The sequence below is a fragment of the Campylobacter sp. JMF_14 EL1 genome, assembly GCF_027737585.1.
Lineage (GTDB): Bacteria > Campylobacterota > Campylobacteria > Campylobacterales > Campylobacteraceae > Campylobacter_B.
The window spans coordinates 1-11,326 of sequence record NZ_JAOVTW010000010.1 but is presented as its reverse complement, the minus strand read 5'-3'; the positions used below and the strand labels follow the sequence as shown (position 1 = coordinate 11,326).

Here is an 11,326-nt window from a genome sequence, read left to right as displayed (position 1 = left end):
CCAGCCACAAATGCCTAAAATTCCGATTTTTTCTCTATCGACGAAGTCTTGCACGCCTAGATAATCCACGGCCGCGCTAAAATCTTCTGTGTTTATATCAGGGCTTGAAATATCACGCACATCTCCGCCGCTCTCGCCTGTGAAGCTTGGATCAAAGGCTAGTGTTACAAAGCCACGCTCGGCTAAACTTTGTGCGTGAAGTCCGCTAGATTGCTCTTTAACCGCACCGTAAGGTCCGCTAATGGCGATAGCAGGGAGTTTGCCAGTGGCGTCTTTTGGAGTGTATAAATCTGCAACGATTACAATTCCATAGCGATTTTTAAAAGCAACTTTTTTGTGTTCAATCTTTTCGCTTTTTGCAAAAGTTTTATCCCACTGGCTAACCACATTTTTTGGCAAATCTACTTCGCCTTTTGCTACCGAATTTGTCGCTAAAATCGCACCTAGTGCAAATGAAATCAATACTTTTTTCATTTTTTTCTCCTTGTTTGAAAATAAAATTTTTACAAGGAAATTCTAGCCAAAATTAAAAAAATCAACTAGAACAATTCTCCAAATTCCTTGCCTAATCCTGCAAATTTTAATTGTTTTAAAAATTTATCTTAAATTTTATATAATTTTGAAATTAAATTCATAAAAATGGATATAAAAAAGGTTTATAATGTGGTTAAATTTGCGTAAATTTTTTGGATTTTTGGCACTTTTGCTATGTTTGATTTCATTTTTTTATGCCGTTTTTATGCAACTGAGTGGTGATTTTTTTGCAATTTTATATTATCCCGTAAGTGCTATTTTTTTTCTCTTTTCTTTGTATTTTTATTTCAAACAAGATAAAAAAACCAAAAGGCAAATGGTTGGTTTTGCTTTGATTTTTGTTTTCATTATGTTGCCGGCAGTCGGCGTAAAATTTTATAATTATGCTTTTAAAGAACCAAGCTATTTGGTGGGCGAAATAATTTTGGCTAAAAAAATCTCGAATTCAGACGGAAATATCACAAAATATCTAAAACCACAAGTTATACAAACCATAAAATCACAAAATTTAGATTATCTAAAATCACAAGGTTTTAGCGTAAATTCGCAAAGCGAACGCACAAGTGCATTTTTTAAAGGCGTTGTCAAAAGACGGAATTTTGCAATATTAATAATAATTGAAAATGACAAAGTGGAAGTCTTGGCGTTTAGTGGATATAATATTTAGATTATCTAAAATCACAAGGTTTTAGCGTAAATTCGCAAAGCGAACGCACAAGTGCATTTTTTAAAGGTGTCGTCAAAAGACAAAATTTCGCAATATCAATAATAATTGAAAATGACAAAGTGGAAGTCTTGGCGTTTAGCGGATACAATGCGTTATGAATTTACTTAGGCGATTTTGCCTAAGTAAATTCCTTGCCTAATCCTGCAAATTTTATTTTCTCTCGATTCGCTCTGGACCGCCTTTGTTGATAGCGCCTACCACTTTGTGCGGAACATACAGCTCTTCGAGGTATTTGATCTCACTCTCATCAAGGCTGATTTCAAGGGCTTTTACCCAGTCGTCTAAATGCTCTGTTTTAATTGCTCCAAGAACTGGGCTATCCACACCCTTAGCAAAGTGCCACGCTAATGCGATTTGCGCCATATTTACGCCACGATTTTTCGCTACTTCATCAATCCTAGCGATGATTTTAAGATCGCTTTCTTTAAATTCATCGTATTTTACGCGCAAAACCTTGTCTTCATTTACTCGTTTTGAATACCCGTCCCACGAAGTGTGAGCCAAATGCCCCCCAGCTAGTGGGCTATACGGCGCGATACTTGTGCCAAACTGCCTACACACAGGGATCAAATCCCGCTCATCTTCCCTATAAATCAGGCTATAATGGTTTTGCATAACGCTAAATTTGGTTAAATTTTCACGCTCGGCGCATAGTTGCATGTTAAAAAACTGATAACCATACATCGCACTAGCCCCGAGCGTTCGGACTTTTCCGGCTTTTACTAACTCGTGCAAAGCGCTCATAGTCTCAAAAATTTCGTGGTCGTAGTCGAAGCGATGTATCATATACACATCGACATAGTCCGTGTTTAGGCGTTTTAGTGAGCCTTCGATTTCACGCATGATTGCCGTTTTGCTTAGTTTACCTTCGTTGAAAAATACCTTAGTTTCGATGACGACATCTTCTCTTTTGACGCCTAAATTTCGAAGCGCCTTGCCTAGATAAATCTCAGAATCGCCGTTGGTATAGACATTTGCAGTATCAAAATAGTTTATGCCAAGCTCCAATGCCCTTGCGACGACCTTTTCGCAGGTTTTCTCGTCCGCCTCAGTCCAAGTAAGAAAGTTTGGATTTGGTCTGCCAAAACCCATGCAACCAAGGCAAATTTGTGAAATTTTAATGTCAGTTTGCCCTAAATTTGTGTATTTCATAATCTCTCCTTTTATTGCCTAATTCTGCAAATTTTATTTTAATTTCTCATATTTTTTACTTAAATTTAGACCCAAAATTCCCCAAACAAATGAGATTATTGCACCTAAAATCAAAACTCCACTCACGCCAAATTTAGCCAGTGCTATGCCCTCGACCTGTGATGAAAGCGCGTCTCCGCCACGATAAACGACCGTGTCAAGGAAGTTTTTGACCTTGTATTTACTCTCGCTATCAAGCGGGACAAAAAGCATTTCGCGTGCAGGTTTAACTAGGGCGTATTCGCCGATTCTGCGCAGGCTCATCACAAGCGCAATGCCCCAGAATGCTGGGTGCGTGAAACCAAGCATAATAAATCCGAGCGCAATCACAAATCCAAGCAGAGCCAAAAGCCACTTTATGCCAAAAAATTTAGCGATTTTTGCCGTTAGGAAAATTTGTATAAAAAAACTAGTGCTTTGCACGATGAGATCGATATTTGCAAAGGCTGCGGCTCTGGCTTCGCGCGTCTCAAAGACGGCTCGGACGATTCTAGCTTGTTCCATGTATAAAAATGTGCTAACACTTGTTAGCAACAAAACAAAGCCTACAAAAGATAGCAAATAAGGTGATTTAGCGATGATTTTAAAGCCATCAAGCGGATTTTTGCTAGGTAGTGGAGTGCTGAATTTTTGAGTGAAATTTGCTTTTTCACTCTCGTTTTGGAGCAAATTTAGCCCCTCTTTTATGATTAAATTTTTCAAAATCAAGGCAAAAAATAGCAAAAACGCCGATAAAAATATGAAATTTTGCGTCGAAACTCCACGCAAAAAGCTAACCAAACTAGCCCCTGCAATCCCGCCTAAACTCGCTCCTGCGCTGATTATGCCAAACATTGATTTGCTAGTTTCTTTGCTAAAAACATCAGCCAAAACACTCCAAGCCGAGCTTATGACAAAGAGATTAAAAACGCTAACCCAAATATAAAAAACCCTGCAAAGTGTGGCAAATGCGGGGCTTTGGGCGTCAATAAATCTCATAGCTACGAAAAAGCCTAGCAAATTTAGGGCAAAAAATATAAAAATGGCGTCGGTGTAGAGTTTGCGCCTAATAGCCCCGCTTAGCCACATAGCCACAAACGAACAAACAAGCGTAGCGACAAAAGTGCCTAAAAATAGCCATTTTAGCTCGTCGCTTCCGCCATGAATCCCAAGCGCATCGCGAATCGGGCGGAGTAGCGCATACGAGCAAAAAAGCGAAAAAATAAAAAACGCACTGTAAAGTAAAAGTTTAATTTCCTCGCGCCTTATCTCAAAAATCGAGTAAAATTTCTCTTTAAATTTCATTTTGATATTTTGCCTAATTTTGCAATTTTTGGCATTATAAACGCACCAAAACTGCGCTAAATTTCAATAAATTTACCCAAAAATCTTTTGCAAATGCGCCTTATACTCGCTCACATATTTTTCGACTTGCGGATTTTTTATGACATCGTTGCACATAAATGTAGGAAAGCCCGTCATTCCCACGAATTCCATTGTTTTGTGCAGGTGCATATACACAGCCTCCACGCCCGCTCCGCCGAAAAATTCGTCCTTATCCTCAAACGCGTCAAGCGGGGCGTTCCATGTTACGCTAAACATATACTTTTTGTCTGTGAGTTTGCCACCCTTGCCGTAGTCTTTGGTAGGATTAGTGCGGTGTCTGCCGTCGTTTCCGCCTGTTTTCATAGTGATTTCCATAAATACTTCATCGATATATTTTTTCACTATCCACGGCTCACCCATCCACCACGCAGGTATTTGCCAAATCACACAATCGCTTTCTAAAATTTTATCGCACTCGGCTTTTTGCTCATATCCATTGTCGATTTTTTTGATTTCTACGCTTTTGCCTAGGCTTTCAAGCGTCTGTTTTGCTGTCTCGCACAAAAGTTTGCTAAGCTCGCCCTTGCTTCCCCAAAATTCTTTTGATCCGTCTATTATGTAGATTTTTTTCATATTTTTTCCCTCTCCTTTATCCCAAATTTTCAAATTTGCAAAATTTACTCCGTTTTCTTGTGCGCCCAAATTTGTCGCTCCAAGGGCTACCGCAGAGCCCACAACTGCTGAATTTTTCAAAAATTCTCTGCGTTTCATAATCACTCCTTAAATTTATAAATTTTACCCAAACCTATCTAATAAAATGCGTAAGGGTTATAGGCTCGTATTTTGGCAATTCTAAGCCGTTTTGCATGGCTAAATTTTTACATTTGATAAACCAAGCGATATTTTTGGCTAGTGTTCGCATGGTCTGCATACCTTCTGCGTCATTTGGCAGATCCTCTGGCACCAAGCCATGGACTTCGTTCCAGTATTGCGAACCAGCTACAAACATATTTGAGATTGTAAAAAATTTATTTAGCCTATCAAAAGTCGCACTAGCCCCGCCACGCCTAGCTATAAGGACACTTGCGCCGATTTTACCGCTAAATTTATTTCCGCCCACGAAAAAAAGCCTTGTCAAAAACGCCTGAATTCTAGCTGTAGGTCCGGCATAATACACAGGGCTTCCGGCTACTATGCCGTCAAATTCATCAAGTCTAGCAGCTATTTGATTTACCACATCATCTATTGAACAAAGCCCGGTTTTTTGGCATTTGTAGCATGATATACAATCATTTATCGGCTTTTTGCCAAGGTATAAAATTTCGCTTTGAACGCCGTTATTTTCGAGCTCTTTTGCGATTTCGCTTAACGCTAAATTTGTGCTTCCGTTTTTGTTCGGACTGCCGTTTATGAGTAAAACTTTTGACATATTTTTCCTTATTTATTTTAAATTTCAAACGCCCTTACCGTCAAGATAAAATTTTTTCCCTGCGACATAATGAAGCGTTTTTAGCTCATCGCCCACTTCATCAAAATGCCAGTGGCTGCCGTCAAAAACCCTATCGTCGCCATAAGCTGCCACAACCTGCCCGATAAAAAGATCATACGCCTGCTCGTTGTGAGGCTCTGGGATAACCTTGCAGATTATCCACGCAGCGCAACCTGCGACTAGCGGAACTTTAAATTCGCCCCTATAAAACAGCTCCACGCCGTCCATTTTATGCGGGTTGTCGAAGCGAGAATTGTTTTCATCGCCCAAATTTAAAAGTAGATCTTTTTGCGTAAAAACTGGGATTTGCACGGCAAAATATCCGCTTTTTTCGATTAAGGTGCGTGTAAATGAGCCGTTGTGCGGCACTATCGTAACTTTGTCGTAATCCAGCGGACACGCCCAAGTAACCGCCATAGCGTTTGCCACTCCGTCAAATTCAGCCGAGACTATCGTCGTGGCACCGTGGTTTAAAATGTGGTAGGATTTTTGAATATCGACATTAATAATTGCCATTTTTTGCTCCTTATTTTAGTTTTTTATATTGCTCGTCGCTTACTGGTTCTAGCCACTCGTTGCTAGCTTCCACGCCCTCGACTTCGACGGCGATATGCGCAAACCAGCTATCCTTTGCCGCGCCATGCCAGTGTTTGACGCCGGCTGGTATATTTATGACATTTCCTGGTTTCATTTCCACGGCTTCCTTGCCCCATTCTTGGTAGTATCCGCGACCTGCTGTGGCGATTAGGATTTGACCGCCACCGCTTTTGGCGTGGTGAATATGCCAGTTGTTGCGGCAGCTTGGTTCAAAGACCACATTATACATTTTGACTTGTTGGGTCGAAATAGCGTTTAGGTAGCTGTTTCCGCTGAAATACTTCGCATACGCGCTGTTTAGTTCGCCCACGCCAAATGGGCTAATTTTGGCGAATTCGTCCTTGCTCATGGCACTAGGATTGCTAAATTTGGCCGAATTTGAAATTTTTAAAATTTCATTTATTTGCGCGTCGCTAACGCCGTTTAGTTTAGCGATTTTTATGTGAGCGTCCCTTTGTGGCTCGGTGCCACTCATCGCCGCTAATGCTGCGACCGTGATGATCTCGCGCTCCTTCCACGAAAAAATTTCACTCGCAAAAATATCGCCAAATAAATGCGCCTTCAAATAATAATCCACATCTGCGCTAAGTGCGCTTAAATCGACTTTTGAGCCCACTAAATCGGTTTGGGTTTTAGAGCCGATTTCAAGGCTATTTAAATTTTTCTCTATGATTTTATTTTCCGTGCCTTGCGTGGTTTTTAAGCCCATTTTTTCGCGCTCTTTAAGCGTTTCGCTCAAAACGCCAAGTCCATTTAGGGCTTTTGGAAAGCCACAATACGCATAAAGTTGCGCCATTAAATCTTTAATCTCAGCCACGCTTATACCGCTATCAAGCGCAGAATTTACGGCGTTTTTTAACTCGCTTAAATTTGAACTAGCCAAAAACGCTGAAATTTTGGTTAAATTTAGCTCTTTTTGGTTTAAATTTTTGATTTCGCTTTGTGAAATTTGCATATTCTCCCCCGTTTCATTTGCCATGCAAACCCCGCAAAATAGCGAAGTTAGGGCTAGTGTTAAGATTGATTTTTTAAAAAGCATACTCTCTCCTTTAAAATTTTTCAAGATTTGCGATTTTTTTCATATCATCATCGCTTAAATTAAAATCAAAAATGCTAATATTTTCGATCATACGGGACTTTGTCGCGGTTTTTGGGATAGTGATGATATTTCTTTGGATTTGCCAACGCAAAATGACCTGCGCCGCGGTTTTGCCGTATTTTTCGCCGATTTTTTGAAGCGTTTCGTTGTTTAAAATTTTCGCACTACCTGAGCCAAAAGGCGAATAGGCCTGAGTGGCGACACCCAGCTTATCAAGCCCGTTTTGGGTTGAAATTTGCTGTTTGAAAGGGTGGAGTTCGATTTGATTAAGCACAGGTTTTATAGCAAATTCATCGCAAAGCTCTCGCACTAAATCCACGCTAAAATTGCTAACGCCGATTGATTTTATTAGTCCCTTTTCTACTAGCTCGCAAAACCCAGCCCAAATGCCCTTAATATCGCCATAAGGAGCGTGGATTAGATACAAATCTATATAATCAAATTTAAGCGCATCTAGGCTTTCATAAACTGCCCTTTTTGCGCCTTCTTTGCCTACATTTGCGCCCCATTGAAGCTTTGAAGTTACGAAAATCTCATCTCGTTTTATGCCACTATTTCGCACAGCTTCGCCTACGATGTCTTCGTTGCGGTAATACTGCGCTGAGTCAATGTGGCGGTAGCCCACTTCTAGGGCATTTTCTATGGCTTTTAGCCCGTCCCTGCCACGAATATCCCAAGTGCCATAGCCCAAAATTGGGATTTTCACGCCATTGTTTAACTCATAATTTGGAACTAAATTTTGCATTTTTGCCCCCTTGTTTGCAAAAAGCGAATTTGCGCCCACAATCACGCCTGCGCCAAAAATTACAGAATTTTTCAAAAAACTTCGTCTTTGCATAAAATTTCCTTGAAAATTTTAAAATTTCGCAGAAATTTTACCAAATTTGGGGTGGAATTTGGTAGAACAATCCTCCAAATCCCTTGCCTAATCCTGCAAATTTTTGTCTAATTCTTTGATTTTTTCGATTGCAAGAAGTGCGCCAGTTTTGGCTGTTTGCGAGAGTGTAGAGGAAAATTCGCCCAAATTTAGCAAATCAACCTTAATGCCTAAAAATAGTATTTTTGGGATAAATTCGCGCAGGTATTTGATCCACACGCACGCTGGGATATTGTGTGCGCTGTAAAAATAACTCACATCATCGCTTAAATCCACGAATTCGCACTCAAATTTGGCGTTTTCGTCCATTATAACGCCGATTGCATCGACAGCGACTAAAATTTCTGGCGCGTAAGCTCTGATTTTGGAAAATTCATTTTCTGGCATATCGTTTCCGAAAAAAACTTTCCACTCTTTCAGCTCTTCTAGGGCGATTTTACCGACTTCTATGCCAACGCCGTCATCGCCACGAAGCTCGTTTCCTACGCACAAAATCGCTTTTTTCATCTAAAAACTTTCCTAAGCGTTAAATAACCCTCATCTAAATTCTTTAAAAACTCACCCAAAGCCGAATTTTTAAGGCTTTGCAAAAGTTTTATGGCGTGTTCTGGGAAAATTTCGATTTCATTTATCGTGGCGATATTTCCTAGCTTAAATTTCGCGTATTCATCGCCCGCGCTTAGTATCTCTTCCCACTCGTTTTCGCTAAATTCGCAAATCTTCTCGCTAAAATCAATCGTGCCAACCCCATGCCCAAGGCTCGTAAAAATGGTGATATCCCTAAATTTCGGCGCAGTATCTGGCTCATCTACATGGCGTTTTGTCAGCTTCCAAACCTCTATCATAATCCTGCCTTAAATTTGAAATTTTGCGAAATTATACAGATAAATTCTTAATTATTAAAATTTAAAAAAATCCGAAATTTTGCCCTTTATTTGCTATAAAAGTAGTATAATCTTTCACTTAAAAGCAAAAGGCTTTTAGGACAAATTTTAAGGAGGGCGGTATGAAGGTTGTAAGTATTGTTGTAGTAGATGGCAGTGTCGTAAATGAATCTGATTTGATTATAAGTATTGCGTCGTATGATGATTTTAGCGCGATTAGCGCAGAGCTTCGAAAAGCCCTGAAAAAAAATTATATTAACAAGTCGCAATATACGAAAATTTACAAAAAAATCACCGCGCAAACCGGGTTTTCGCGTGCGAAATTCGACTATACTCCATACGCGAAAGATATCGAGGAGCTGGTTTCAAGGGGATACACGGTCAAAGCGATTTTAGCCCATATCGGCGAGAAGGACGCGGAGTTTAAAAAATCCGTGAGCGCTTCGGGGCTAACGCACTTCATCGCTACGAATTGTAAGGACGAAAAAAACAAAATTCGCGCAATCGCAAAGAGCAAAAACGAGCTTTTGCAAGCGTATAAATTTGAGCTTAAAAAGCTCCATTTCAAGGGCATTTCTGACAAAGATATTTTGCGAGTAATGAGGGAAAAATACCCTGAGGATTTCACCAAAATCACAGAGGCGCAAATCCATGAGTTTATCGAAACCAATGCCAAACTCGATATGGGGCGCAAAATTTCGCTTCTTAAAAAACCAAGCCTGTATGATGAGCATTTCGACGAGATTATGAGCTTGTATAAAAGCGGCATGAGGGTCTATGATATCTGGAAAACACTAAGGCAAAAATACCCAAAACTAGCCAAACTTCAAGCCCCAAGCCTGTATCATTTCATCGGAAATAACGCACTTGGCAAGGCAAAATATATGCAAGAAGGATAGGTTTGGGCGAGCCTAGAATTTGCGTGATTTTGTGCGGTGGCAAAAGCTCTCGCTTTGGCAGAGATAAGGCAGTAGAGCCATTTTTGGGCGAGCCTAGCATGACGCATTTTTGTTTTAAAAGGTATTCGCGCATTTTTTCGCAGGTTTTCGTCTGCGCAAAATCGCAAAAATTTAGTCCCCCGCTTCCTTTGATAAAAGACGATTTTAAGGATTTTTCGCCTATGGGTGCGCTGTATTCAGCACTAAGGGGATTTGCTGGGGAAAGGGTTTTCATCGTGCCTGCTGATACGCCATTTGTGAGCAAAGAGGCAATCCGCGCGCTTTGGGAGAGTAGGGCTGAGATTTCGCTTGCAAGTGATGGCGAAAAAACGCATAATTTATGCGGATTTTTTAGCGGGGATTTGGCGGAGCGTGCGCTGGAATTTTACCGCGAAAACAACCATAAAATCGGCGAATTTATTACTTCTTGCGATAGTGAAATTTTAAAATTTGAAGACAAAGAGCAGTTTTTAAATATCAATTACGAAAGCGATTTAGAAAAAGTTGAAAACTAAAATTTTATTTTTGGCGTTATTTAGCGTTTTGTGCGCAGATGATGGCGAAATTTTGGCGAAAGCTAGGGATTTTGAGGCAAAGGGCGATTATAAAAACGCTATGATTTATTATAAAAAATTAGCCCTTGCAAACACTAGCGCGCAAAATTCAAGCGGAATTTCAAAGCCAAATTTAGCGTCAAATTCAAAGGAAATTTCGGCGCAGTATCCGAAAAAGCAAAATTTAGCGAATTTAGATTTGAATTCCACGCCAAAACCAAGCAAAAAACAAAATTTTAGCGAATTTTTGGGCATTAAATATTACGAGCCAATTTACGCTCTCTTTACTCACGATCACCATAAAAAACAGGGTCGTAGCCCCAACGAAGCGCACTTTGCGTTTAGTTTTGAACGGCCTATAAGCTATGATTATTTTGGCTTTGGCGAGAAAATTTCCTTTGCTTACACGCAAAATTCGTGGTGGCAAATCACCGCTGATAGCGCGCCATTTAGGGAAAATAACTACAAGCCAGAGCTTTTTATGAGTTTAGAGCCGGGCTTTTCAGACGAGCTAAAACTTGGCGTTTTGCACGAATCAAACGGCAAGGACGGGGCGGATTCGCGCTCGATAAATCATCTTTACGCGCAAAGTTCGTGGAGATTTGGGGGCTTTGAAATCACGCCGAGACTTTGGTATGCTTTCGGGCTAGATCAGCGCAACAAGGACATTAGCGAGTATATGGGCTATGGGGATTTGCGTGCTTCGTATAGCTTCGGGCGACACAAAGTCATGGCCAAATGGCGCAACAATCTGCGCTTAAACTCGCAAAATCGCGGTGCAATCGAGCTTGATTTTATATTTCCGCTATTTAACAGCGGGCTTTATGGGTATTTTAGGTATTTTAGCGGATACGCTGAAAGCCTAGCGGATTATAAAAAAAGTGTCGATAAAATCGGCCTTGGCGTTTCGTTTGTGGAATTTTAAATTTCGCCAAATACTGACCTTGAATTTTGTATAATTTGCCATTGCAAGAAAACGAAGTTTTCGAAGCAATCCAGTAAAATTTAAATTCAAAATTCAACCTAAATTTAGCATTGAACGATTTTTTAAATTTTAAGCGAAATTTGAAATTCTCTGTAAGGGGGAGGGCGCGCTTTTTAGGAGACGCTACCCTCCCCCTTACCAACCCC

At 40.3% G+C, this 11,326-nt stretch carries 14 protein-coding genes; 4 read left to right on the top strand and 10 right to left on the bottom strand.

The features are described 5' to 3' along the window. On the bottom strand, positions 1-474 hold a 474-nt coding region (locus OFN73_RS08120), incomplete at its 3' end, for an alpha/beta hydrolase (RefSeq protein WP_270863006.1). A 376-nt stretch (positions 475-850) separates the two neighbouring features. Between OFN73_RS08120 and OFN73_RS08115 the strand changes: the two genes are divergently transcribed. Next, positions 851-1,201 carry a hypothetical protein gene (locus OFN73_RS08115; RefSeq protein ID WP_270863005.1) on the top strand — a complete coding sequence of 117 codons (351 nt, stop codon included), beginning with the start codon at positions 851-853 and terminating at the stop codon, positions 1,199-1,201. 210 nt (positions 1,202-1,411) lie between these two features. On the opposite strand, the gene OFN73_RS08110 is transcribed toward OFN73_RS08115, so the two are convergent. From OFN73_RS08110 to OFN73_RS08070, 9 genes are all read right to left on the bottom strand, one after another. Then, positions 1,412-2,413, bottom strand: a complete 1,002-nt coding sequence (locus OFN73_RS08110) for an aldo/keto reductase (protein WP_270863004.1) — start codon at positions 2,411-2,413, stop codon at positions 1,412-1,414. Positions 2,414-2,446: 33 nt separating this feature from the next. After that, the gene (locus tag OFN73_RS08105) at positions 2,447-3,736 is read right to left on the bottom strand and encodes an NTP/NDP exchange transporter (protein WP_270863003.1); all 1,290 of its coding nucleotides are present in this window, start codon (positions 3,734-3,736) and stop codon (positions 2,447-2,449) included. A gap of 72 nt (positions 3,737-3,808) precedes the next feature. Continuing rightward, the gene (locus OFN73_RS08100) at positions 3,809-4,390 is read right to left on the bottom strand and encodes an NAD(P)H-dependent oxidoreductase (RefSeq protein WP_270863007.1); all 582 of its coding nucleotides are present in this window, start codon (positions 4,388-4,390) and stop codon (positions 3,809-3,811) included. A gap of 172 nt (positions 4,391-4,562) precedes the next feature. Then, on the bottom strand, positions 4,563-5,186 hold the full coding sequence (locus tag OFN73_RS08095) for a flavodoxin family protein (RefSeq protein ID WP_270863002.1): 624 nt from the start codon (positions 5,184-5,186) through the stop codon (positions 4,563-4,565). Between the two features lie 24 nt (positions 5,187-5,210). Further along, entirely contained in the window at positions 5,211-5,762 is a 552-nt protein-coding gene (locus tag OFN73_RS08090; RefSeq protein ID WP_270863001.1) for a flavin reductase family protein, read from the bottom strand. A gap of 10 nt (positions 5,763-5,772) precedes the next feature. Beyond that, positions 5,773-6,882 (bottom strand): carboxymuconolactone decarboxylase family protein, encoded by a 1,110-nt coding sequence (locus OFN73_RS08085; RefSeq protein WP_270863000.1) that lies wholly within the window; start codon positions 6,880-6,882, stop codon positions 5,773-5,775. 10 nt (positions 6,883-6,892) lie between these two features. Continuing rightward, the gene (locus OFN73_RS08080; protein ID WP_270862999.1) at positions 6,893-7,780 is read right to left on the bottom strand and encodes an aldo/keto reductase; all 888 of its coding nucleotides are present in this window, start codon (positions 7,778-7,780) and stop codon (positions 6,893-6,895) included. Between the two features lie 87 nt (positions 7,781-7,867). Further along, entirely contained in the window at positions 7,868-8,326 is a 459-nt protein-coding gene (locus OFN73_RS08075) for a hydrogenase maturation protease (RefSeq protein WP_270862998.1), read from the bottom strand. Then, positions 8,323-8,664, bottom strand: coding sequence for a formate hydrogenlyase maturation HycH family protein (locus OFN73_RS08070; protein WP_270862997.1), 342 nt, complete (start codon positions 8,662-8,664; stop codon positions 8,323-8,325). Before OFN73_RS08070 ends, OFN73_RS08075 begins: the two co-directional genes overlap by 4 nt. A gap of 161 nt (positions 8,665-8,825) precedes the next feature. Between OFN73_RS08070 and OFN73_RS08065 the strand changes: the two genes are divergently transcribed. The 3 genes from OFN73_RS08065 to OFN73_RS08055 are packed head-to-tail and all read left to right on the top strand — an operon-like array spanning position 8,826 to position 11,120. Next, positions 8,826-9,602 carry a hypothetical protein gene (locus OFN73_RS08065; protein ID WP_270862996.1) on the top strand — a complete coding sequence of 259 codons (777 nt, stop codon included), beginning with the start codon at positions 8,826-8,828 and terminating at the stop codon, positions 9,600-9,602. A 2-nt stretch (positions 9,603-9,604) separates the two neighbouring features. Then, the gene (gene mobA, locus OFN73_RS08060; RefSeq protein ID WP_270862995.1) at positions 9,605-10,156 is read left to right on the top strand and encodes a molybdenum cofactor guanylyltransferase; all 552 of its coding nucleotides are present in this window, start codon (positions 9,605-9,607) and stop codon (positions 10,154-10,156) included. Then, positions 10,146-11,120: a phospholipase A gene (locus tag OFN73_RS08055; protein WP_270862994.1), complete on the top strand. Its 975-nt coding sequence runs from the start codon at positions 10,146-10,148 to the stop codon at positions 11,118-11,120. Before mobA ends, OFN73_RS08055 begins: the two co-directional genes overlap by 11 nt. Positions 11,121-11,326 lie beyond the last annotated feature (206 nt).

What these genes read in the sequence shown, in the direction of transcription:
- OFN73_RS08115 (WP_270863005.1), top strand. Translation starts at nt 851, where the DNA reads ATGGTTGGTTTTGCTTTGATTTTTGTTTTCATTATGTTGCCGGCAGTC.
- OFN73_RS08110 (WP_270863004.1), bottom strand. Translation starts at nt 2,413, where the DNA reads ATGAAATACACAAATTTAGGGCAAACTGACATTAAAATTTCACAAATT.
- OFN73_RS08105 (WP_270863003.1), bottom strand. Translation starts at nt 3,736, where the DNA reads ATGAAATTTAAAGAGAAATTTTACTCGATTTTTGAGATAAGGCGCGAG.
- OFN73_RS08100 (WP_270863007.1), bottom strand. Translation starts at nt 4,390, where the DNA reads ATGAAAAAAATCTACATAATAGACGGATCAAAAGAATTTTGGGGAAGC.
- OFN73_RS08095 (WP_270863002.1), bottom strand. Translation starts at nt 5,186, where the DNA reads ATGTCAAAAGTTTTACTCATAAACGGCAGTCCGAACAAAAACGGAAGC.
- OFN73_RS08090 (WP_270863001.1), bottom strand. Translation starts at nt 5,762, where the DNA reads ATGGCAATTATTAATGTCGATATTCAAAAATCCTACCACATTTTAAAC.
- OFN73_RS08085 (WP_270863000.1), bottom strand. Translation starts at nt 6,882, where the DNA reads ATGCTTTTTAAAAAATCAATCTTAACACTAGCCCTAACTTCGCTATTT.
- OFN73_RS08080 (WP_270862999.1), bottom strand. Translation starts at nt 7,780, where the DNA reads ATGCAAAGACGAAGTTTTTTGAAAAATTCTGTAATTTTTGGCGCAGGC.
- OFN73_RS08075 (WP_270862998.1), bottom strand. Translation starts at nt 8,326, where the DNA reads ATGAAAAAAGCGATTTTGTGCGTAGGAAACGAGCTTCGTGGCGATGAC.
- OFN73_RS08070 (WP_270862997.1), bottom strand. Translation starts at nt 8,664, where the DNA reads ATGATAGAGGTTTGGAAGCTGACAAAACGCCATGTAGATGAGCCAGAT.
- OFN73_RS08065 (WP_270862996.1), top strand. Translation starts at nt 8,826, where the DNA reads ATGAAGGTTGTAAGTATTGTTGTAGTAGATGGCAGTGTCGTAAATGAA.